This window comes from Variovorax sp. RKNM96, from assembly GCF_017161115.1.
Taxonomy (GTDB): Bacteria; Pseudomonadota; Gammaproteobacteria; order Burkholderiales; family Burkholderiaceae_C; genus Variovorax.
Map to the genome: position 1 here is coordinate 601,410 of NZ_CP046508.1, position 22,295 is coordinate 623,704.

The 22,295-nt window shown below is 69.0% G+C and carries 21 protein-coding genes; 13 read left to right on the forward strand and 8 right to left on the reverse strand.

Going from position 1 to position 22,295, the window contains the following annotated elements; all coding sequences use genetic code 11:
- Positions 1-11 precede the first annotated feature (11 nt).
- From GNX71_RS02785 to GNX71_RS02825, 9 genes are read left to right on the forward strand one after another with little or no spacing between them, the layout of a single operon-like run.
- Complete coding sequence (locus GNX71_RS02785) at positions 12-227, forward strand: hypothetical protein (RefSeq protein WP_206176917.1); 216 nt, start codon at positions 12-14, stop codon at positions 225-227.
- 6 nt (positions 228-233) lie between these two features.
- On the forward strand, positions 234-1,193 hold the full coding sequence (gene cpaB / locus GNX71_RS02790; protein ID WP_206176918.1) for a Flp pilus assembly protein CpaB: 960 nt from the start codon (positions 234-236) through the stop codon (positions 1,191-1,193).
- 53 nt (positions 1,194-1,246) lie between these two features.
- Positions 1,247-2,845 (forward strand): pilus assembly protein N-terminal domain-containing protein, encoded by a 1,599-nt coding sequence (locus GNX71_RS02795; RefSeq protein ID WP_206176919.1) that lies wholly within the window; start codon positions 1,247-1,249, stop codon positions 2,843-2,845.
- 12 nt (positions 2,846-2,857) lie between these two features.
- Complete coding sequence (locus GNX71_RS02800; protein WP_206176920.1) at positions 2,858-4,501, forward strand: ATPase, T2SS/T4P/T4SS family; 1,644 nt, start codon at positions 2,858-2,860, stop codon at positions 4,499-4,501.
- Positions 4,498-5,355, forward strand: a complete 858-nt coding sequence (locus GNX71_RS02805) for a type II secretion system F family protein (protein WP_093436872.1) — start codon at positions 4,498-4,500, stop codon at positions 5,353-5,355. The genes GNX71_RS02800 and GNX71_RS02805 overlap by 4 nt, the downstream gene beginning before the upstream one ends.
- 5 nt (positions 5,356-5,360) lie before the next feature.
- Entirely contained in the window at positions 5,361-6,251 is an 891-nt protein-coding gene (locus tag GNX71_RS02810) for a type II secretion system F family protein (RefSeq protein ID WP_206176921.1), read from the forward strand.
- 8 nt (positions 6,252-6,259) lie between these two features.
- On the forward strand, positions 6,260-6,601 hold the full coding sequence (locus tag GNX71_RS02815) for a DUF192 domain-containing protein (RefSeq protein ID WP_206176922.1): 342 nt from the start codon (positions 6,260-6,262) through the stop codon (positions 6,599-6,601).
- 22 nt (positions 6,602-6,623) lie between these two features.
- Positions 6,624-7,832 carry a TadE family protein gene (locus tag GNX71_RS02820; RefSeq protein WP_206176923.1) on the forward strand — a complete coding sequence of 403 codons (1,209 nt, stop codon included), beginning with the start codon at positions 6,624-6,626 and terminating at the stop codon, positions 7,830-7,832.
- Positions 7,832-10,135 (forward strand): fused MFS/spermidine synthase, encoded by a 2,304-nt coding sequence (locus tag GNX71_RS02825; protein WP_206176924.1) that lies wholly within the window; start codon positions 7,832-7,834, stop codon positions 10,133-10,135. The genes GNX71_RS02820 and GNX71_RS02825 overlap by 1 nt, the downstream gene beginning before the upstream one ends.
- Before the next feature lie 8 nt (positions 10,136-10,143).
- On the opposite strand, the gene GNX71_RS02830 is transcribed toward GNX71_RS02825, so the two are convergent.
- Together GNX71_RS02830 and GNX71_RS02835 are read right to left on the reverse strand one after the other, a co-directional pair.
- Entirely contained in the window at positions 10,144-11,046 is a 903-nt protein-coding gene (locus tag GNX71_RS02830; RefSeq protein WP_206176925.1) for a hypothetical protein, read from the reverse strand.
- A complete protein-coding gene (locus GNX71_RS02835) occupies positions 11,043-12,740 on the reverse strand; it encodes an FMN-binding glutamate synthase family protein (RefSeq protein ID WP_206176926.1) in 1,698 nt (565 codons plus the stop codon). The genes GNX71_RS02830 and GNX71_RS02835 overlap by 4 nt, the downstream gene beginning before the upstream one ends.
- Positions 12,741-12,796: 56 nt before the next feature.
- On the opposite strand from GNX71_RS02835, the gene GNX71_RS02840 reads away from it, so the two are divergent.
- Both GNX71_RS02840 and GNX71_RS02845 read left to right on the forward strand, forming a co-directional pair.
- The gene (locus GNX71_RS02840; RefSeq protein WP_206176927.1) at positions 12,797-13,585 is read left to right on the forward strand and encodes a UPF0149 family protein; all 789 of its coding nucleotides are present in this window, start codon (positions 12,797-12,799) and stop codon (positions 13,583-13,585) included.
- 49 nt (positions 13,586-13,634) lie between these two features.
- Positions 13,635-14,822 carry an MFS transporter gene (locus GNX71_RS02845; RefSeq protein WP_206179323.1) on the forward strand — a complete coding sequence of 396 codons (1,188 nt, stop codon included), beginning with the start codon at positions 13,635-13,637 and terminating at the stop codon, positions 14,820-14,822.
- On the opposite strand, the gene GNX71_RS02850 is transcribed toward GNX71_RS02845, so the two are convergent.
- The 3 genes from GNX71_RS02850 to GNX71_RS02860 are packed head-to-tail and all read right to left on the reverse strand — an operon-like array spanning position 14,812 to position 16,557.
- A complete protein-coding gene (locus tag GNX71_RS02850) occupies positions 14,812-15,126 on the reverse strand; it encodes a GNAT family N-acetyltransferase (protein ID WP_206176928.1) in 315 nt (104 codons plus the stop codon). The genes GNX71_RS02845 and GNX71_RS02850 overlap by 11 nt on opposite strands.
- On the reverse strand, positions 15,123-15,620 hold the full coding sequence (locus GNX71_RS02855; protein WP_206176929.1) for a nuclear transport factor 2 family protein: 498 nt from the start codon (positions 15,618-15,620) through the stop codon (positions 15,123-15,125). Before GNX71_RS02855 ends, GNX71_RS02850 begins: the two co-directional genes overlap by 4 nt.
- A gap of 40 nt (positions 15,621-15,660) precedes the next feature.
- Complete coding sequence (locus tag GNX71_RS02860; RefSeq protein ID WP_206176930.1) at positions 15,661-16,557, reverse strand: LysR family transcriptional regulator; 897 nt, start codon at positions 16,555-16,557, stop codon at positions 15,661-15,663.
- Positions 16,558-16,632: 75 nt separating this feature from the next.
- On the opposite strand from GNX71_RS02860, the gene GNX71_RS02865 reads away from it, so the two are divergent.
- Positions 16,633-17,817: a twin-arginine translocation pathway signal protein gene (locus tag GNX71_RS02865; RefSeq protein WP_241027142.1), complete on the forward strand. Its 1,185-nt coding sequence runs from the start codon at positions 16,633-16,635 to the stop codon at positions 17,815-17,817.
- Positions 17,818-17,831: 14 nt separating this feature from the next.
- Here GNX71_RS02865 and GNX71_RS02870 read toward each other — a convergent pair whose 3' ends face one another.
- A complete protein-coding gene (locus GNX71_RS02870) occupies positions 17,832-18,350 on the reverse strand; it encodes a CinA family protein (protein ID WP_241027143.1) in 519 nt (172 codons plus the stop codon).
- 5 nt (positions 18,351-18,355) lie between these two features.
- On the reverse strand, positions 18,356-18,883 hold the full coding sequence (locus GNX71_RS02875) for a phosphatidylglycerophosphatase A (protein ID WP_206179324.1): 528 nt from the start codon (positions 18,881-18,883) through the stop codon (positions 18,356-18,358).
- Between the two features lie 179 nt (positions 18,884-19,062).
- Between GNX71_RS02875 and GNX71_RS02880 the strand changes: the two genes are divergently transcribed.
- A complete protein-coding gene (locus GNX71_RS02880; protein ID WP_206176933.1) occupies positions 19,063-20,535 on the forward strand; it encodes an MFS transporter in 1,473 nt (490 codons plus the stop codon).
- 18 nt (positions 20,536-20,553) lie between these two features.
- Here GNX71_RS02880 and GNX71_RS02885 read toward each other — a convergent pair whose 3' ends face one another.
- Positions 20,554-22,263 (reverse strand): FAD-dependent oxidoreductase, encoded by a 1,710-nt coding sequence (locus GNX71_RS02885; RefSeq protein ID WP_206176934.1) that lies wholly within the window; start codon positions 22,261-22,263, stop codon positions 20,554-20,556.
- Between the last annotated feature and the right edge of the window lie 32 nt (positions 22,264-22,295).

Below are 22,295 nucleotides of genomic sequence, written 5' to 3' on the forward strand. Positions count from 1 at the left end.
GAGCGACCGCCATGCGTCCACGCCACCGCCGTCTGCACCGCCATCCTTCTTCCCGCCGCGCCCAGCGCGGCCAGGTCATCGCCGAATACGTGATCGTCGCCGGCATCCTGGCCGTGATGCTGTTCGCCACCTTCCCGGGCGCCGACCGCTCGGTGGTCGCGCTGCTCATCAAGGCCTTCCGCGATGCCTGGTCGACCTACTCGTACACCCTTTCCTATCCTTTGTAGCCAGGCATGAAATCATCTCCGGGACTCCTCAAGTTCAAGCAAAGCGTCAAACGGCTGTCCCCCCTGATCGGTGCCCTGATGCTGGGCTTGCTGGCCGCGGGCCTGGGCTGGTATTACCTTCGGGCCAGCGAGCGCGAAATCGCCGCCAGCCTCGAGAAAGACGCCGACAGCCAGCGCCGCGACGTGGTCGTGGCGAACCGCGCGCTGTCCGACGGCACCACCGTGCTGCCCACCATGGTGGCCAAGCGCTCGGTGCCCAACGAGTACGTGCACAACGACGCGATCACGCCCGAGACCTTTTCGCAGTTCGCGGGCCGCCAGCTCTCGGTGCCGGTGGCCGCCGGCAAGCCGCTGCTGGCCTCGTTCTTCTCGGCGCCGCGCAAGGTGTTCGCGCAGGAAATCGAGCAGGGCGTGCGCGCCATCACCATTCCGGTGGACGAGATCAGCTCCATCTCGGGCATGCTGCGCGCCGGCGACCGCATCGACTTCATGTACATGGTCGAGAAGTCCGCGGCCAACGATCCCTCGGTGGTGATCCCGCTCCTGCAGGACGTGGAGGTGCGCGCCACCGGCCAGATCACCTCGGAGCAGTTCGCCGCGATGCGAAAGCGCTCCGACGTGTCGGCCGACACCGACCCCTATGCGCAGCAGCGCTACTCCACCGTCACCGTGGCGATCCAGCCGCAGGATGCGCAGAAGCTCATCCTGGCGCAGCGCCTGGGAAAGATCATCGCCACGCTGCGCAACCCCGAGGACCGGGCCACCATGACCAGCGGCGTCGATGCGGTCGACCTGGACGCCATCGTGGCTGGCTTCAGGCCGCAGCGTTCGCGCCCGATGGCGGTGGCCAGCGGGCCCTCGGGCCCCAGCGTCGAATACATCGTCGGCGGCACCGGCGGCCGCGGTGCACCTCCCCCGCCCGGCCTGGGTGCCGCGCTGCCGACCGGCGCCGCATTGCCGCGCTGAAGACCCGCCGCCCCGCGGGGCGTGCCCGATTTACTGATCTCCAGAAAAGTTCGATGAACCTCAAGCGATGCACCCTGGCAGCGACGGCGCTGTGTCTTGTTTTCCAGGCCGAGGCGCAGGGTCCGTACCCCGGCATGCCGACGGCATCGCCCGTGCCCCTGGGCAGCGTGGCGCCTGCGCCGGCGTTCTCGGCGCCGGGCGCGCCGGCGGGGGCCCGTGCCGAAACTTCGCCGGGCATCCGCCCGCCCGCGCCGCCGCCCACGCAGGCCTCCATCACCGAGGCCGAGCTGCAGCGCATCGCCGCGCGCGCCACCGTGCTGCAGCGGCTACCCGACCTGCTCACGCTCTATGTCGGGCAGATGGCGCTGGTCAAGATGCCGGGCGTGTCGCGCGTGGCCATCGGCAACGGCAAGGTGCTGGAGGCGCGCGTGCTCGACGGCGCCAACATGCTCATCACCGCGCAGGATGCGGGCGACAGCACGCTGCATGTCTGGGACAAGAACGGCACCGTGCGCAAGCTCAAGGTGCGCGTGAACGTGGTGGACCTGGAGCGCATCGCCGACGAGCTGCGCGAGATCACGCACGGCATCTCGGGCGTGAACATCCGCCGCATCGGCGAACGCATCATCATGGACGGCAACAGCCTCGACCCGGCGGCGGTGGAGCGCCTGAACACCGTGGCGCAGCTCTATGCACCCGCGGTGGTGTCGCTGGCCACGGCCGATCGCATCCGCGTGGACCGCATGGTGGACATCCAGGTGCGCATCGTCGAGTTCAGCAAGACCGCGCTCGACGACCTGGGCGTGCGCTGGCAGAGCTCGGGCGACGGCTTCAACTTCGGCCTGTTCTCGGACATCGCCTCCAGCGGCAGCTACCGCATCCTGCCCGACGGCTCGGCCTTCAACACCTCCACGGCGCAGGGCACGGCGCTGCTCTCGCAGAACCGGCGCATGCCCGAGGCCTACTTCGGCATCGGCCTGAGCCTCACCTCGCGCATCAACCTCCTGGTGCAGCGCGGCAATGCCTTCCTGCTCGCCTCGCCCAACCTCTCCACGCGCAGCGGCGGCGAGGCCAAGTTCCTGGCCGGCGGCGAGATCCCCCTGCCCGCGCTCAGCACGCAGGGCGCGGGCTCGGTCGAGTTCAAGCCCTACGGCGTGCGCCTCAACATCAAGCCCATCGCCGACGGCGAGGGCAATGTCTCGGGCAGCATCCTCACCGAGGTGAGCAGCATCGACCGCAGCGTGGCTGTGCAGGGCATCCCGGGCCTCTTGATCCGGCGCACCGACACCGAGTTCAACGTGAAGGCCGGCGAGACCATCGTGCTGTCGGGGCTCCTCAGCCGCGAATCGACGCGCTCCAGCGACGGCGTGCCGGGCCTGCGCAAGGCGCCGATCATCGGGCGCGCCTTCCGTGCCGACAACGACACCGACAAGGAACAGGAAGTGGTGGTGTTCATCACGCCGCGCGTGGTCGGCCCGGCGGACAGCCGGCAGCGCATCGAGCGCTCGCGCCAGCTCGAGCAGGACGTGGGCAGCAACTTCGGCCGGCTGACCGAGGACAAGTCGGACCCGGACGGCACGCGCCCGCCCGCCGCCGCCTCGGACATCGGCGGCATCCCGGCCGGCACGCCCGGCCAGCCCGTCGCTCCCTGAGACACAGCCGTCATGCACAAGGTCTTCGTCAATTCCCCGCAGCAGGTCGTGCGCGAGGTCCCGATCGACGTCGCTGAACTCCAGGTCGGCAAGGATGCGGGCAACCACATCGTGCTGTCGGGCTGGAACGTCGCCAAGCTGCACGCGCAGTTCGTGCTGCACGACGAGGAGGTGTTCGTGCAGGACCTGGGCAGTCTCTTCGGCACCTGGGTCGACGGCAACCGCGTGACGCGCTTCGGCCCGATGAAGGGGGGCGAGGAAATCATCATCGGCGGCCACACGCTGGTGGTGTCGCTCGATACGGCGCTCAGGCCCGCGGGCATCGATCCGCAGGAGGCGGCCGAAGCGGCGCAGTATGCCGAGGCGGCGCTCACCATCGAGGATCCTCTCCTGCAATGGCGCCGCTCGCTGCACCGCACGCTGCTGCAGCAACTGGACAACCGCCGCATCGACACCGCGCAGATGAAGGACGAGGAGCTGCGCTCCAACATCCGCGCGCTCATCAGCGAAATCATCCGCGACACGCGCGACATGCCGCCCGAGCTGGACCGTGCGCTCCTGAGCCAGCAACTGCTGGACGAAGCCATCGGCCTCGGCCCGCTCGAGGTGCTGCTCAAGGACGAGAGCGTGACCGAAGTGATGGTCAATCGCTTCGACGAGATCTGGATCGAGCGCGCGGGCCGGCTGGAGCGCACCAACGTCGCCTTCACCAGCAACATCGCGGTGCTCGGCGCCATCGAGCGCATCGTGACGCCGCTGGGCCGGCGCATCGACGAGAGCTCGCCGATGGTGGACGCGCGCCTCAAAGACGGCTCGCGCGTGAACGCGATCATTCCGCCGCTCGCGCTGCGCGGGCCCAGCGTCACGATCCGGAAGTTCCCGAAGAACCGCATGGGCCACGAGGGGATGATCCGCACCGGCTCCATCACCGCGCAGATGGTGGAGTTCATGCGCATCGCGGTGGAAGAGAAGCTCAACATCATCGTCTCGGGCGGTACGGGCACCGGCAAGACGACGCTCCTGAACATGGTGTCGAACTTCATTCCGCCCAATGAGCGCATCGTGACCATCGAGGATGCGGCCGAGCTCTCGCTGGGCCAGCCCAACCTGGTGTCGCTCGAATCGCGGCCCGCCAACATCGAAGGCAAGGGCGCCATCGCCATTCGCGACCTGGTACGCAACTCGCTGCGGATGCGGCCCGACCGCATCGTGGTGGGCGAGTGCCGCGGCGGCGAGGCGCTGGACATGTTGCAGGCCATGAACACCGGCCACGACGGCTCGCTGACCACGCTGCACAGCAACTCGCCGCGCGATGCGATGTCGCGGCTGGAAGTGCTGGTGACCATGGCGGGCATGAACATCCCGGTGGCGGCGATCCGCGAGCAGATCGCCTCGGCGGTCGACCTGATCGTGCAGCTCACGCGCTTTCCGTGCGGCAGCCGCAAGGTCACGCAGATCACCGAGATCACCGGGTTTGCCGACGGCATGATCCAGATGCAGGACGTGTATGCCTTCCGAAAGACCGGCGTGGACGACACCTTCAAGACCGTCGGCCACTTCACCGCCGCGGGCACCGTGCCCGAGTTCTTCACGCGCCTGCAGGAGCACGGCTTGAAGCTCGATCTCGAATACCTCTTCGGGGAGACCGTGCCATGAAAGGGATGATCCTCCTGGCCTCCGTGCTCTGCGGCATGGGCTTCATCACGCTGTGCGGCTACCTGCTGCTGCAGCGCTCGCCGGAACTGGTCGGCAAGATGATGTCCAAGCTGCAGGCGAGCGGCCGCCGCACGCTGAACCTGTCGGAGTTCCAGGCGCAGCACGCGGTGGCGTTCGCCTCGGGCCACGCCTTCCTGGTGGCGCTGTGCGGCGCGATCGGCTGGCTCATCTCGGGCAACCTGATCGGCGGCGTGGTGGCGGCGGTGGTGCTCTACCTCTTGCCCGCGCGCTGGTTCGCATGGCAGCGCAAGAAGCGCCGCCAGCAGATCGAATCGGAGCTGCCCGATGCGCTGCTCTTCATTGCCAGCGCGTTGCGCGCCGGCAGCGCGCTCTCGGTCGCCATTCAGGTGCTGGTGCGCGACCAGGTGGGTCCGCTGGGCCAGGAGTTCGGCCTGGTGCTCAAGGAGCAGCGCCTGGGCGTGAGCTTCGACGATGCGATCCAGAAGATGTCGCAGCGCTTGGGCATTCCCGACTTCGTGCTGGTGGTGGTGGCGCTGCGCGTATCGAAGGAAGTGGGCGGCAATCTCTCGGAGCCGCTGCAGGTGCTGGCCGAGACGCTGCGCCGCAAGGCCATCCTCGAAGGGCGCATCAAGGCGCTGACGGCACAGGGCCGCATCCAGGGGCTGGTGATGACGCTCTTTCCGCTGCTGCTGATGGGCGTGCTCTACCTGATGCAGCCGACCATGGGCCTCCTGTTTTCCACGACGATCGGATGGGTCGTGCTGACCGTGATTGCCATCATGCTGATGTTGGGCTACGCGATGATCCGCAAGATCGTCGCCATCGATATCTAAGAATCATGCGCTCGCTGATCCTCCTGGCCATCATCTTCCTGTGCGCGACCACGGGCGTGATCCTGCTGCTCTACATGATCTCGCTGATCCGCAAGGCACGGCCTTCGGAGCGCACGCACATGGACCCGCTGCCGCGCATGCTGCGGCTGGTGTGGCCGGTGGTGAACATCCTGCAGTTCCATGTGTCGGAGATCGCGCCCACCTCGATGCTGGTCAAGCGCAAGCGCCAGCTGCAGCTCGCGGGGCTGGAGTTCGTGCTCAAGGCCGAGGAGTTCATCGCGGTGCAGTGCGTGTCGATGCTCATCGTCGCCGCGCTCGGCCTCTGGACCGCGGGCCTGCTCGATGCGATGGCGGGCACCAAGGTGTGGGTCACGCTGGCGTCCTGCGTGACGGGATGGCTCTATCCGGTGATGTGGATGCGCGACCGCCGCAAGCGCCGCGAGAAGGACATTCTGCGCACGCTGCCCGGCTACCTGGACATGATCACGCTGTGCTGCCAGGCGGGCCTGAGCCTCACCGGCGCCATTGCGCAGGCGGTGCAGAAGGGCCCGGGCGGCGCGCTCGGCCAGGAGTTCGACCGGATGATGCGCGAGATGCGCACCGGCGCGAGCCGCATGGACGCGCTCAACGCGCTGGCCGACCGGCTGGACAACAAGCACATCAAGAGCCTGGTGTCGAACCTCACGCAGGCCGAGTCGCTGGGCGCGAGCCTGGCCGACACGCTTTCGGCCATTTCCGACCAGCGCCGCACCGAGCGCTTCCAGATGGCCGAGAAGCTCGCGATGGAAGCGCCCGTGAAGATGATCGGGCCGCTGGTGATCTTCATCTTCCCGGTGACCTTCATCATCATCTTCTTCCCGCTGGTGATGCAGTTCCTCGAAACCCAGAACCACTGACACCATCGATGCGCATCGTCTCCCTCCGCTCCCCCCAGGCCCAGCCCTTCGGTCCCGTGCGCGTGGCCGAGCGCGGCTGGGACCGCACGCGCGGGCTGCTCGGTCGGCCGCGCCTGGCTGCGAGCGAAGGCCTCCTGATCATGCGATGCAGCTCGGTGCACACGGTGGGCATGCGCTATCCGATCGACGTCGTCTTCCTCGACCGGCAGGGCGGTATCGCGCGCGTGGTCGAGAGCCTGCGCCCGATGCGCATGGCCATGTGCCTGGGCGCGGCCAATGTGCTCGAGCTGGCCGCGGGCCAGGCCAGTCGGCTCGCGTTGCGTCCGGGTCTCAAGTTGTCGGGCTGGTAACCACACACAGAGGAGAACAGCAATGCATTCCACTCTTCGAAAGAACCAGAAGCGCCGTCTTGCATGGCCACGGCGCGGCCAGCGCGGCGTCTCCATGACCGAGACGATGATCGCGCTGCCGGTGCTGATCCTGTTCGTGATGTGCGTGGTGCAGTTCGGCCTGATCTATCGCGCGCGCCTCACGCTGGAGTACGCCGCGCACGAAGCGGCGCGTGCGGGCTCGCTCAACAACGGCATGCCGCTGCCCTTCATCTTCCGCATCGGCAACTCGACCACGCCGGGCCTGAGCACGCTCAACAGCGCCGCGCTGGAGCTCACCACCAACGCGCTCACGCGCGGCAGCGTGTGGCAGGGGCTGGTGAAGGGGATGATGCCGCTGAATGTGCGCGAGGCCAGCGTGGGCGGCATGTTCAAGGGCTGGATCGACACCAACACCGACCTGATCGAGTCGGCCTGCATCGAGTACCTGAACCCCACGCAGACCACCTTCATCGACTGGGCGTTCATCGAGAACTTCGGCGAGAACCGCTGGATCATGCAGATCCCCAACGACACGATGCGCTATCGCAAGCCACTGCCCTACGACTTCAAGGCCAAGGCCATGAGCACCACCGTGGGCATCGGCGATCCGCTGCCGCCCGACGCGGAGCTGCGCGGCAACGTGTCGAACAAGACGCTGGGCGAATCCAGCGTGCTGCACCTGCGCGTGCACTACGGCTACCGCCTCGGGATTCCGGTGGCCAACAAGATCATCCTCACCGCGCTCAAGGGCTACCAGTTCGTGGGCGAGGCGTGGTTCAAGCTGATGTCGGTCGACGGCGCCACCGCGCCGGGCACCGATTTCCGGCTCAACCAGCTCGATGCGTACTACATCGCCAACGGCAAGATCCCGCTGGCCGCGGACGGCGTGGCGGGCATGGAGTCGCCGATGTACTGGCACCCGTTCTATTCGTTCGGGCCCAAGAGCGACCGCAGCATCGACCTGCAGTGGGACCCGGCGTGGAGCAACAATACGGGCATCAACGTGCTCGAGAAGCCGCAGGACGCCATGACCAACATCTTTGCCTTCGTGCGCAACAACAGCACCGAGTGGGCCTCGCAGCTGCTGGCCCGCGGCGTCGACGCGCTGGCCGACAAGGTGGGCGACGGCAACTCCTTCTGCCCGGCCATCTGGGACGCCTCGGTCAAGGGCCAGCTCGACAAGGTGCCGAACCCGGGCAAAGCGCCCTGATGCGCGAGGCGGCGGACGCATCGCATGCCGTGCGCGGCGGGAGCGCAGCGCGCGCTGCGCGCGACGCGAGCGCCGGTGCGCTGGCGCTCTCTGCATCGACCATCTTCGTCTCGGCCTTCCTGCTGTTCCTGGTGCAGCCGCTGATCGCGCGGCAGATCCTGCCGTGGTTCGGCGGATCGGCCGCGGTGTGGACGCTGTGCCTGGTGTTCTTCCAGGTCGTGCTGCTCGTCGGGTACTTCTATGCCGACTGGCTCTCGCGCCGGCCGCTGCGCATGCAGGCCGTCGTGCATGCGCTCCTCCTGCTCGCGGCCTGCGCGATGCTGCCGGTGATTCCCGATGCGGCGTGGAAGCCGACCGGGCAGGGCGACCCCTCGGCGGGCGTGCTCGCGGTGCTGGCCGCCACCATCGGGCTGCCATACCTCGCGGTGTGCACCACCGGGCCGCTGGTGCAGAGCTGGGTCGCGCGGCTGCATGCGGGCGATGCGCCGCGGCAGGCGAAGGTCTACCGGCTGTTCGCGCTGTCGAACCTCGCGGCGCTGGCTGCGCTCGTGGTGTATCCCTTCGTGCTGGAGCCGGTGTTCGCGCTGCGTGCGCAGGCCGTGGCATGGTCGGTCGGCTTCGGGGTGTTCGCGGTGCTGGCGATCGTGTCGGTGGTGGCCGTGGGGAAAGCGCGACCGGCGCAGACCGGCGCCGAAGCGGCCGCAACCCCTGCGCCGTCGGCACCGCTGTCGTGGTCCAACCAGTTGCTGTGGCTGGTGCTGGCCGCGCTCGGCACGGTCGCGCTGCTGGCGGTGTCGGCCTTCATCACGCAGGACATCGCCTCGGTGCCGATGCTGTGGATCGTGCCGCTCGCGCTGTACCTGCTGAGCTTCGTGCTGTGCTTCGACAGCGACTTCTGGTACCGGCGCTGGCTCTTCTGGCCCGCGGTGCTGCTGCTCACGCCGGTGATGGGCTGGTACCTGAACACGCCGCAGCGTTCGCTGCCGATCGCCGCGGCCATCGGTCTCTACAGCGCCGGCCTCTTCGCGATCTGCATGTTCGCGAACGGCGAACTCGCACGCGCGCGGCCCGGGCCCGAGCGCCTCACGCGCTTCTACCTGCTGCTGGCGCTGGGCGGCGCCGTGGGTGGCATCTTCGCGGGCGTGGTCGCGCCGCATTTCTTCAACGGCTACTGGGAGCTGCCGATGAGCCTGGCGGTGCCGGGGCTGATCGTGCTGTGGCTCACGCGCGGGCGCCAGCAATGGGTGTGGGCGGTGTTTGCGTTCGCCATCGTGGTGGGCTTCGCGGCGTTCCTGCGGATGGACGCGGTGGCCGTGTCGCTCAATGTGCTGTACGCCACGGTGAGTGCGCTGGCGCTCTTCGCGGTGGGCTACACCGCGTGGCGGGCGCGCTCATGGCCGGCGGCCGCGGGGCTGGCCGGCGCGTTGGCCTCGGTGGCCGTGGTCTGGCTCTCGGTGTACAGCGTGCTCGAAGCCGACAACCGCACGATGCTGCGCGTGCGCAACTTCTACGGCGCGTTGCGCGTGGAGCAGTTCGGCATTCCGGGCGCGCTGACCGCATCGCGCCGCTTGATGCACGGCGTGATCTCGCACGGCGAGCAACTGCAGGGCGCGGTGCAGCGACGCCTGCCGAGCACCTACTACGGGCCGAAATCGGGTGCCGGCCTCGCCTTGCTCACGAACCGCGCCGAGACGCAGCGCGTGGGCGTGATCGGCCTGGGCGTGGGCACGCTCGCGGCCTATGGGCGCGCCGGCGACACGGTGCGCTTCTACGAGATCAATCCGCGCGTGACGGCGGCGGCGCGCTCGCATTTCACCTACCTTGCCGATTCGCCGGCGACCGTCGAAGTCGCGCAAGGCGATGCGCGCCTGCTGATGCAGCAGGAGCTCGATGCGCACGGTTCGCAGCGCTTCGACGCGATCGTGGTCGACGCCTTCTCGGGCGATGCGATCCCGATGCACCTGATGACGCGCGAGGCGCTGGCGCTCTACGACAAGCACCTGCTGCCCACGGGCGTGATCGCCTTCCACATCAGCAACCGGCACCTGCTGCTCGCGCCAGTGGTCAAGCGCCTGGCCGAGGATGCGGGCATGCAGGCGTTGCGCGTGCATTTCGAGCCTGTGCCCAACAACCTCACGCTCGAACACTCGTCGGAATACGTGCTGCTCACGCGCGACCCGCGCTTCCTGCAGGACCCGGTGATCCGCGAGCGCGGCGAGGCGATCGATGCCACTGGGGTGACGACGTGGACCGACGATCACAGCAACCTGCTGGCGGCGCTGCGGTGGACGACGAAGCCCTGAGCTAAAAGTTAGACCGCCGCGTCGTGCCAGCGCCCCAGCAGCCGCGCCACCGCGCGCACGCGCTGCGTGTCGCGCCCCCAGCGGCGGCTGGCGGGCAGCTTGCGCGCCCACTTCATGCGGCGCGCCGCGTTCGCGATGCGCTCGCGCACTTCTTCGTTCACCGTGGCGAGCGCCGCATGCCAGTGCTGGCCAGCCGCCTGCGGCGCGGCGGCCTCCAGCATCATGGCCGTCGAGTGCAGATAGCTGAGCCAGTCGCGCGCCTGGCATTCGGCGAGCGTCATGACCTCGGCGGGGTCGTCCTCGAAATCGATGTAGCCGATCACGCCATCGGGGCACTGCACGAGGTTGCGGTCGAAGGCCTGGCTCAGGTGCTGGCCGCGCACATGCACGGCCGCGATGGCGGCAAGACCTTCACGCCACACCGCGAGCAGCGCGGCGGGGCCGGCTGCGGCGGCCTGGTCCAGGCGTTCCTGCAGCACGACGGTGGCGCGGCCGCTCTCGCCGAGGTCTGAAATCAACAGGCCGTCGGGTTGCTGCGCGAGCACCGTAGGCACGCGCAGGCCCGCGGCGGCGAGTTGCTTCAGGCGCCGCGCCTCGGTGGCGATGGCGGCCTCGCCGCCCGGATTGGGCACCGGCTTGATGATGTCCAGCCGCGCCATCCGCGCGACCGCCGCCATCACGCGGTAGCCCCATTTGCCGTGGCGCGGTCCGGCCTTCTTGAGCCACACGCGCTCGCTGCCGAGGCGGTGGCTGGCCACGTTCTTCTCCTGCTTCGGGAGGGTGATGCGCAGGAACTCCGCGTAGTCGCCGGGCGCTGGCGGGTTGGGCTGCGCGTCGAGTGGCGCGGGCGCCGAAGCGACGCCCTTGGCGCTGTGCAGGCGCGTCGAAGCGCCTCGTCTCAGTGGATTCATGCGGCCATTGCGAAACCCGGCACCAGCCCATAGGGACCTTGCGTCACGGGTTGGAAACTCTCTGCACTGGCCAGCGGCCAGTAGGTACGGAAGACATTGTGCTGCGCGTCGAGCGGCCCGAGCAGCGCGCCCGGCTGCACCTGCATCACGAGGTTGCTCAACAGGCGCACCTCGGTGTCGGAGATGCGGCGCACGATGTGGTGCGCGGTGATCTGCTGCGGATGATCGAGGCCCGCGGCCTGCACCAGCTCCTGCAGCGCATGCAGCGTGCTGCGGTGGAAGTTGCGAACTCGGTCGGCCTTGGTCGGCACCACCAGCGCCTGCTGGCGCAGCGGGTCCTGTGTGGTCACGCCCGTGGGGCAGTGGCCGGTGTGGCAGCTCTGCGCCTGGATGCAGCCCAGCGCCATCATGAAACCGCGTGCCGCGTTGCACCAGTCGGCGCCCAGCGCCATCATGCGGGCCACGTCGAAGGCGGTGATCACCTTGGCGGCGCAGCCGATCTTGATGCGGTGGCGCAGGTTCACGCCGATCAGCGTGTTGTGCACGAGCAGAAGGCCTTCCTGCAGCGGCGCACCCACGTGGTCGCTGAACTCGACCGGCGCCGCGCCCGTGCCGCCTTCGGCGCCGTCGACCACGATGAAGTCGGGCGTGATGCCCGTGGCCTGCATTGCCTTGACGATGCCGAACCATTCCCACGGATGGCCGAGGCAGAACTTGAAACCCGTCGGCTTGCCCCCCGAGAGCTCGCGCAGCTTGGCGACGAAATGCATCATCTCGGTCGGCGTGGAGAACGCGCTGTGCGAGGAGGGCGAGATGCAGTCCACGCCCACCGGCACGCCGCGCGCCGCCGCGATCTCGGGCGTGACCTTGGGCGCAGGCAGCACGCCGCCGTGGCCGGGCTTGGCACCCTGGCTCAGCTTGATCTCGATCATCTTCACCTGCGGGTCGCGCGCATTGGCGGTGAAGCGCTCGGCGTTGAAGGTGCCGTCGTCGTTGCGGCAGCCGAAGTAGCCCGAGCCGATTTCCCAGATCAGGTCGCCGCCGTGCACCCGGTGGTGCTGCGAGATCGAGCCCTCGCCGGTGTCGTGCGCGAAACCGCCCATCTTGGCGCCCTGGTTGAGCGCGAGGATCGCGTTGGCCGATAGCGCACCGAAGCTCATGGCCGAGATATTGAAGACGCTCGCACTGTAGGGTTGCGTGCAGACCTGCGCCGGGTTCGCATCGGCCGGCTGCGGGGTGCCACCGATCACGATGCGGAAATCGTGGTTCGCAAGCTTGGTCGGCTGCATCGAATGGTTGATCCACTCGTAGCCCGCAATGGTCACATTGAGCTGCGTGCCGAACGGCCGGTTGTCCGGATCGCCCTTGGCGCGCTGGTAGACCAGCGAGCGCTGCGCGCGCGAGAAGGGGGCCGCTTCGGAGTCGCTCTCGATGAAGTACTGGCGCATTTCGGGCCGGATGAACTCCAGCAGAAAGCGCAGGTGGCCGATGACCGGGTAGTTGCGCAGGATCGCGTGCCGCGCCTGCCGCAGGTCGTGGATGCCGGTACCTGTAAGTACCGCGAACACCACCACGCCGATCCACGCAAGCCACAGATGCGGCGACACCAGCACGAAGGCCAGGCAGGCGACCAGGCCGACCACGCACAAGGCAAAGGCGCTGTAGCGCGCCGGAAACGGAATAATCGTGGGCATAGAAATAGATGACTCCGGGAGCCTGCTGCATCATAGAGGGCTGCCCCGAACCTGCCATGACGACTTCTCCCGATACCCCACAGACCCCCACCCCGCCCGCCCAGGAGCCCCTCGGCCCCGACGATTTCGATGCCCTCGACACCGCGCTGGACGCCATGCGCGAGCACGACGAGGAAATCCCCCAGTGGGAGTTCTGCGAGGGCTTCATGGCCGCGCTGATCTGCACCCGCCGGCCCATCGAACCCACCGAATACTGGCCCGTGCTGCTGGGCGACAACTTCGTGCCTGCCCAGCACATGGAGTTCGTCTGGAACTGGAAACGCCGCTGGCGCGAGATCGAAGAGGGTCTGGACGCCCCCGTCGAAACGCTGGACGACGAGCGCAGCTGGCAGCCCGAGGTGCTCGACACCCGCGGCGCCATCGCTTCGCTTCCCGAGGAAGAGCGCGCCGAAGTGGCCGGCGAGGAGATCCCTTCGTTCGCACAGGTCTGGGCGCTCGGCTTCATGTACGCGGTCGAGAACTGGCCTGAAGACTGGGCCACCCCGCGCGACAAGGACGCCGCGCAGATGCTCGACGACGCGCTCGACAACATCGTCGCGCTCACCGAGGACGACACCGCCAAGCCCACGCTCTCGATGTACAGCGACGATGCGCCGCCCAGCGTGAGCCAGCAGCGGCTGGACGACTTCGGCGCCGCCATCTGGGCGGTGTACGACCTGCGCCAGCTCTGGAAGAGCCTGGGGCCGAAGGTCGAGACGATCCGCAAGGAAGCGACGCCGGGCCGCAACGATCCGTGCCCCTGCGGCAGCGGAAAAAAGTACAAGAAGTGCCACGGTGCCGCCTAGCACCGGTCCGGACAGCGCCGCATCCCTGACGCCGCGCGCGGCCTGGGTGATGGTCCTGGCGCTGTGCGCCGGGGTCGCGCTCAGCCAGGCCTTCCGCACGGTCGGCGCCATCATGGCGAGCCCGCTGCAGACCGACTTCAAGCTCTCCGCCCAGGCCCTCGGGATTTTCTCGGGGGCTTTTCATTTCGCCTTCGGCGCGATGCAGCTCTTCATGGGCATCGGCATCGACCTGCACGGCGTGCGCCGCACGGTGCTCGTGGCTTTTCCGATCGCCATCGCGGGCGCGTTGCTGTCGGCGGTGTCGTCCAGCTACCTTGTGCTGGTCGCGGGGCAGGCGCTGATCGGCGTGGGCTGCGCGCCGGCCTTTCTGGTGTGCACCGTGTTCATCGCGCGGCACTTTCCGGCGGCGCGCTTCGCCACCGTGTCGGGCATGGTGCTGGCCATCGGCGGCATCGGCATGCTGGCCACCGGCACGCCGCTCGCGTGGCTGGTAGAGGCGTATTCGTGGCGCGCGGGGTTCCTCGTGCTGGCCGTGGCCGCGGCGCTCGCCTGGCTCGCGATCTGGTACTGGGTGCACGAACCAGCATCGGCCGTGCCGCAGGTGAAAGAGTCGATTCCCGAGGCGATCCGCCAGTTCGGCGCGCTGTTCGCGATGCCGCACACGCTGGGCATCATGGTGCTCGGCGCGGTCACGTATGCGGCCTTCATCTCGCTGCGCGGCCTCTGGCTGGGGCCGCTGATGATGGAGCGCCACGGCTACTCGCTCGTGCAGAGCGGCAACGTGGCGCTGGCCGTGTCGGTGATCTCGCTCGTCGGTGCGCCGCTCTTCGGGCGGCTGGACCGCGACGGCGCCGCGCGCCGCCGCTGGATCGTGATCTGCGGATTGATCTACGCCGCGCTCTTCGCGCTCATCGCGGTGCTGCACTCGGCCTGGCTCGACATCTTCGGCATGGTGCTGATCGGCGTGCTCTCGGGCTTCATCGTGTGGCAGTACGCCGACGTGCGCGTGGCCTACCCGGTCACGCTCACCGGACGCGCGATGGCCGTCTTCACGATGGCGATGTTCCTCGGCGTTGCGCTGATGCAGTGGGGCACAGGTGTCGCGGCATCCATTGCCGCGGCGCATGGCGGCGATCCGCTCACGGCCGTGCTGGCCACCATCGCCACGCTGCTGGTGATCGGCATCGCGGCCTTCGCGTGGTTGCCCGCGCCGAAGGCCGTGTCCTTCAGATCTTGAAGGCGCGTTGGATATCCGGCCGCACGAGGTCGGCGTATTCGCGGTGCTTGCGGATGTAGCCCGCGATGAACTGGCACACCGGAATCACATGCAGCCCCTTCGTGCGCGCCTCGCCGAGCACGTGCTTCGCAATGCCCGAGCCCACGCCCTTGCCTTCGAATTCGGGCAGCACCTCGGTGTGCGTGAACATGATCGCGTCGGTCAGGAGGTTGTATTCGGCGTAGCCCGCGAGCTTGCCGTCGATGGCGGCTTCATAGCGATGGGCCGCTTCGTTGGAGGCGAAGACGATGTTGTTGTTGCTCATGAGGGTTGGCTCGAAAGAAATTTGGAAAGATTGCCGGCGGCGGTGGCGCGCACTTTCTTGCGCAGCATCGGCGTCCAGCCCAGCAAGAGGCCCGGCGTGCCGAGCGCCTGGCGCGACCAGGTCCAGAACGGGAAGGTGTCGCGGTGCGTGGCGATCAACCCCTCGGGCGTGAAGGTGAAGCGCGCGTCGATGCTGTTGTCCACCAGCCGGCCGGTGGCGCTGAAGCGGTAGTGCGCGTCCCAGTGGGCGCTGCCGGTGGTGTCGTCGGCCTGCACGTCGCGAAAGGTCATGCGCCACACGTCCGCGCCCTTGGCCTTGGTGGCGTTGGCCAGCATGCGCCACATGCCGCCCACCTCGCGCCGCCCACGCAGGGAAAAGGCCTCGTCGTCGAACACCGCATCGGGCGCGTAGCAGGCCTCCATGGTGGCGGCGTCGAGCTTGGCGAAGGCGCTGTAGAAGCGCTCGATGGTCTGGGCATTGGTGGCTGCTGTCATGAGGCCTCTTGGAGTTATCGGGGGAGATTCGAGGGAGAAGTCAGATCGACGCCGGGATGTTGCGCGCGAGGAAATCATAGACCGCGCGGATGCGCCGGTCGGTGCGGATCTCCCGGTGCACCGCGAGCCACACCGGCAGCGAAGGGATCTTCAATTGCGGCAGCACGCGCTGCACCTGGCTGTCGGTGCGCGCGAGCGATTCGCTCACGAAGCCGATGCCCATGCCCTGGCGCAGCGCCTCCCAGTAGGCGCCCATGTCGTCGGTGCGAAAGCAGAAGTCCTCGCGCTGCAGCGGCGTGCCCAGCTGCGCGGACATGCGGATGATGGTGTCGATGCGGTCGTAGCCCAGCACGTCGTGCCGCAGCAGCTCGGCCGTCTGGCGCGGCGTGCCGCGGCGGCGCAGGTAGTCGACGTGCGCGAAGGCGCCGAGCGCGAACCGTCCGATGCGCCGTGCCACCACCGTGGCCGTGGTGGGCTGCGTCATGCGGATCGCGATGTCGGCCTCGCGCCGCAGGAGGTTGCTGATCTCGTTGGTCGAGACCAGCTCGACCTGGATCTCCGGCAGCTCCTGCCGCATCCGCACCAGCAGCGCAGGCAGCATCTGGCGCGCCGTGGCCTGGCTCGCCGAGATGCGCACCGTGCCCGCGGTGGCGGCATTGGCGCCCGACACGCTGCGCGACAGCGAGACCGCGCCGCTTTCCATGGCCCGCGCCGATTCGGCCAGCCGCGCGGCCATGGCCGTGGGGCGCAGGCCCCGGCCGGTGCGCTCGAACAACACCACGCCCAGTTGGGTTTCGAGCTCGGCGATGTGCCGGCCCAGCGTCGGCTGGCTCGAACCCAGAGCGCGCGACGCAGCCAGCAGGCTGCCGTGGTCGAGCGCGGCGAGGAAGGCGCGCACCAGTCGCCAGTCGAAATCGAGGTTGCTGTCGAGGCCCACGTATTCAGTTCCGCATAGCAGGTATCAAAAGTTGACGCATTGTGAATTGAAAGGCGACTTTCGATAATGCGGGCAATGGACGAACGAAGAAATTTTGTCCGGCTGCTGGGAGGCGGTGTGGTGGTGGCGGCAGGCGCGGTTGCTCTGGCGACCTGGTGGCTGCACTCCGACATCCCGGCGGCCGCGCTCGAGATATGGAACGGCCCCGGCAACGAGCCCGATGCGCGCAAGCGCGCGGTGGCCTACGCGGTCACCGCGCCCACCGCGTACAACTGCCAGCCGTGGCTGGTGGACCTGCGCGAGCCCGAGGCCATCGTTCTCTACTGCGACCGCGAGCGCTTGCTGCCCGAGACCGATCCGTACGGCCGTCAGGCCCTCATCGGCCATGGGGCCTTCATCGAGCTGCTGGTGATGGCGCTGGCGCAGCAGGGCATCCTGGCCAGCGTGCAGCTGTGGCCCCAGGGCGAGCTGCCGAGCGAGCCGCGGCACTGGCCGCACATTCCGGTGGCGCGGCTGCGGCTGTCGAGCGGCGGCGCGCCCGATCCGCTCTTTGCGCAGGTGCTCAGGCGCCGCACGCCGAAGCAGCGTTTCGACACCGGCCGGCCGGTGTCGTCCGACATGCTGCAGGGGCTCACCGCCATCGCGCCCGCGGGCGGCACGGTACAGGCCGACGGCACGGTCGACATGGCCCGCGTGCGGGTGCTGCGCAAGCTCTGCGCGGCGGCTGCGCGCGTGGAGATCGCCACGCCCGGCACGGCCCTGGAGAACCTGCGGATGCTGCGCGTCGGGCCGCAGGAGATCCTGGAGCACCGCGACGGCTTCTCGCGCAACGACCCGGCGCTGCGCCTTGCGATCGCGCTGGGGCAGTTCGACCGCAACGTGCCCGCGGCGGAGGACAGCGAATCGTTCAAGGAGACCCTCCAGGTGTTCGAGGACCAGGCCAACACGGCGATGGGCTTTGTCTGGCTCAGCACGCGCGGCAACAGCCGCACCGACCAGATCGCCGCGGGCCGCGCCTATGTGCGCCAGCAACTGCGCGCCACCGACCTCGGCGTGGGCCTGCACCCGATGAGCCAGCCGCTGGAGGAGTTCGCGGAGATGGCGCCGCACCACGCGGCGGCGCACGACCTGCTGCTGGGCACGGAGCCGCCGCGCAACGCGCGCAGCCCGACGCTGCAGATGATGTGCCGGCTTGGCTACCCGATGGCGCCGGTGCCCGCCGCGCCGCGCCGGGCCATCGGCGACTTCATGATGGCTTGAAGGCGCCGCGGGGCTTACTCGCCCAGCAGTTCCACCAGCGTCTGCAGCGCGTAGTGCACCGTGGCCGCGCGCACCGTGGCGCGGTCGCCGTCGAAGCGGCGGCGCTCGGTGCGCAACTGCCCGTCGACCGACCAGCCGAACCACACCGTGCCGACCGGCTTCTCGGGCGTGCCGCCCGTGGGGCCCGCGATGCCGGTCACCGCGATGGCCGCACGGGATGGGGTCGAGCGTGCGATGGCACCGACGGCCATGGCGCGCGCCACCGGCTCGCTGACCGCGCCGTGGGCATCGATCAACGCCGCATCTACGCCCAGCACCTCGGTCTTCGCCGCGTTGGAATACGTGATGAAGCCGCGCTCGAACCATGCGCTGGAGCCGGCCAGCTCGGTGCAGGCCGCGGCGATCAGGCCGCCGGTGCAGCTCTCGGCGGTGGACAGCAGCCAGCCTTTTTTCAGCAGCCGTTCGGCCACGGCCACAACGAGCGCGGGGGTGTCCTGGTCGGGGAGCGACGACAAGGTCGAAGAAGAATCCATGGGGTTCACCATGCGCGCCAGAGCGCAATGACCAGCAGCGTGCAGAAGGCCGCCACCAGGTCGTCGAGGATGATGCCGAAGCCCGCGCGCCACCAGCGCACCTGGGCGGCGTCGCGCTGCTTGAACAGCGCATCGGCCCAGGCGACCGGGCCGGGCTTGGCGGCATCGAAGAAGCGGAACAGGCCGAAGGCGATGGCCTGCGCGAAGAGGCCCGCCGGCGTGACGAGCCAGAGCACGATCCAGAAGGCGATGACCTCGTCCCACACGATGGCGCCGGGGTCGGCGATGTTCATGTCGCGCGCCGTCACCGTGCAGGCCCACCAGCCGATCGGGAGCGACGCCAGGATGATCCAGCCGATGGTGGCCGGCGTGAACCACAACTGCATCACCACGAAGGCGACCCAGGCCCAGAGCGTGCCCACGGTGCCCGGCGCGAAGCGCGGCAGGCCCGAGCCGAAGCCCAGTGCGATGGCATGCGCCGGGTGCCCGAACAAAAAGCCCAGGGTGGGGCGGCGGATCGAGGGTTGCGGCATGGCGCCGGAAGCGGAGGCGTTGGAAGAAGAAGGGGAAGCGGCTTGCATCAGGCCCGAAGTGTCGCGCATCCGGGCGCCGGTCCATTCGGGCGGTGGATTTTATTTATCAAAGCAATAACTTGTTTAATTGGGTCGTGGCGCCTAGTATCCGGGCTCCTTTCCAGTCTTTCGGGTCCGCCATGCCGCCTGCCGCTTCCTCCTCCGCCGATCCTTCCACACCTTCCGTGACCTCGCCGACGGCCACGGCCGGGTGGGGCGAACTCTTCACCGGCCGCAACGGCTGGCGCGCGCTGGCGCTCACCGGCGGCGTTGCGCTGCACGCGGTCAACGTCCACATCGTGACCACGGTGCTGCCTTCGGTGGTGCGCGAGATCGGCGGGCTCGACTGGTATGCGTGGAGCACCACGCTCTTCGTGGTGGGCTCGATCCTCGGCGCCACGCTGTCGGTGCGGCTGCTCGCGATGCTCGGCCCGCGGGGTGCGTGCCTTGCGGCGCTGGCCGTGTTCACCGCCGGTTCGATGGGCTGCGCGCTCGCGCCGGCCATGCACTGGATGCTCGCCGGCCGCACGGTGCAGGGACTGGGCGGCGGCATGCTCGCGGCGCTGAGCTATGCGCTGATCCAGCTCGTGTTCGCGCAGCGGCTGTGGCCGCGCGCGGTGGCGCTGGTGTCGGGCATGTGGGGCGTCGCCACGCTGTGCGGGCCGGCGGTGGGCGGGCTGTTCGCGCAATCGGGGCACTGGCGCTGGGCTTTCTGGTTCCTGCTGCCGGTGGCCGCGGCGCAGGCACTGCTGGTGATGGTGCAACTGCGGCCCGGTGCCGGTGTGCGGCACTCTCGGCCGGCGAGCATGCCGCGCATTCCGGCGCTGCAGATCGGCTTGCTGGCTGCCTCGGTGCTGGTGATCGCGGCGAGCGGGCTGCTGTCCGACCTGGCCTGGCAGGCGGTGGGCGTGGTGCTCGGCCTGGGCATCGGCGTCCTCGCCACGCGCATCGATCGCCGGGCCGCGGTGCGGCTGCTGCCGACCGGCGCGTATGCGTTGAGCGCGCCGCTGGGTGCCATCTACGCGAGCATCGCGCTGCTGCTGATCGGCACCACCACCGAGATCTTCGTGCCGTACTTCCTGCAGTTGTTGCACGGCCATTCGCCGCTCGCGGCGGGCTACCTCACGGCCGCGATGGCCGGTGGCTGGAGCGCGGGCTCGCTGCTGTCGTCGGGGCGCAGCGGCGCGGGGGCCGATCGCATGCTGCGCGCCGGCCCGGTGGCCTGCACGCTGGGGCTCGTGGCGCTCGGGCTGCTGCTGCCGTTCCCCGGCCATCTGGGCGTGGGCTTCGAGACGGTGCTGATCGCCGCGGCACTCGCCGTCGTGGGCCTGGGCGTGGGCATCGGCTGGCCGCACCTCGTGACCCGAGTGCTGTCGCTGGCGCCGAAAGGGGAGGAAGGCCGCGCCTCCGCCTCGATCACCACGATCCAGCTCTACGGCATGGCCGTGGGCGCCTCGGTGGCGGGGCTGGTGGCCAATGCGGCGGGCCTCACGCTGCCGGGCGGCGCGGAGGGCGCGCAGTCGGCGGCCGTGTGGCTGTTCGCAAGCTTCGCGCTCGCACCCGCGCTGGCCGCGATGCTGGCGTACCGGGTGGTCGCACCGCGAGGCTGGTGAGCCGCGGGGAAACGGAACTCAGGCGGCGGCGACGACACCTTCCCACGCCAGCGCCCGCTTGCGCTCGCGCACCCGCCTGGCATCGCCGCGCAGGATGGCCACCAGGTCGTACACCTCGAACGGCAGGTGCGCGCCGCGCCAGGCGACGTGCTGGTCCGCGCGGCACAGCACCAGGCGGTGGGCGTAGGCCTTGGGCACTTCGGCGGTCTCGATGTCGAGCACCGTGAGCGGCATGTTGTAGGTCTGCGCGGCGCGCTCCAGCGGCCGCACGTCCACGCTGCGGTCGAAGCGCAGCAGCGTGTAGCCGGGGCCGAACGCGTCGTACAGCGAGCGGCCGTCGGCCAGCCAGAAGTGGGGCGCGCGGCAGCCCGGCACGGTGGATGGCGTGAAGTCGCCCATCGAGTACGGCGGCGCGGTGTGCTCGCCGTCCGCGATGATGATCGGCGAGCCGGTGTAGAAGTAGCCGAAGTTCAGCCCCGCGCAGCAGAACTGCTGCACGTTGAGCGCATAGGCCTCGCTGCCGATGTCGGCGCGCAGCGCCTCGCCCTCAGGGCCGGGCGCCTCGATGTTCTGCGGCACGGCGCGGCGCGCGCGGATCATCTTCTGCGCATGGTCCATCGCGAAGTTCGACACCTGCTCGGTGATCGGCTGGCGCTCGGCCTCGTAGGCGTCCAGCATCGCCTCGTCGCCCCAGCCCTGCACGCAGGCGCCCAGCAGCCACGAGAGGTTCAGCGCATCGGCGATGCCCGCGTTCATGCCATAGCCCGCATACGGCACCCACAGGTGCGCCGCGTCGCCCGCGAGGAACACGCGGCCTTCGCGGAAGCGGTTGGCCACGAGGCGGCGGCCGATCCAGTCTTCCTTGCTGATGACCTCGTATTGGAAGTCGGGGCCCACGCCCAGGATGTCGCGCAGCGCCTGGTCGCGATCGACCGAATCGAACTCGGGCTCCTCGGCGTTCAGGTGGTTGTGCACCAGCCAGGTCTCGTGCCCGTCGATGGCGAACATCGTGCCGCAGCGGCGCGGGTTCATCGAGTAATACGACCACGCCGGCTTGCCGGGGATCATGGCGCGCAGCTGCGGCGCGCGGATGAAGGTCGACTGCACGCGCTGAATGACGGCCGTGCCTTCGAGCTTGGCGCCGATCTGCTTTCTCACCGCCGAGCTGCCGCCGTCGCAGCCGACCATGTAGCGGCAGCGGATGCTGCGGGTGACGCCGCCGTCCATCTCGGTGGCGATGGCGGTCACGCCGTCCCTGTCCTGCGTGAAGCCCGCGAACTGCGTGCGGTTGAGCAACTGCACGCCCGGCAGTGCCGCCGTGTGCTTGAGCAGGATGGGTTCGAGGTAGATCTGGTTGATGCGGTGCGGCGGCTCGGGCGTGGGCCACCATGCGTCGGGGCCCTCGGTCTCGGTGTAGCGGTCGCGCCGGCACGGGATCGGAATGCGCGTGAGCTCGGTGCCCGTCACCGCGGTGCGGAAGACCACGTCGTTGGGGTAGTCTGCGGGCAGCCCCGCATCGCGCAGCTTCTGCGCCACGCCCAGGCGCCGGAACTGCTCCATCGTGCGCGAGGCCACGTGATTGCACTTCACGTTCGGCGGCTCGGCGAAGCGGCGGGTCTCGCAGATGATCACCGAGACGCCGCGCGACGCGAGGTCCATGGCCAGCGTGAGGCCCACGGGGCCCGCGCCGATGATGAGAACGTCGGCCTTCAGTGTCGTGTCGTTCATTGTTCGTTGTTCCCTGTTGTCTCTGTCCGGTC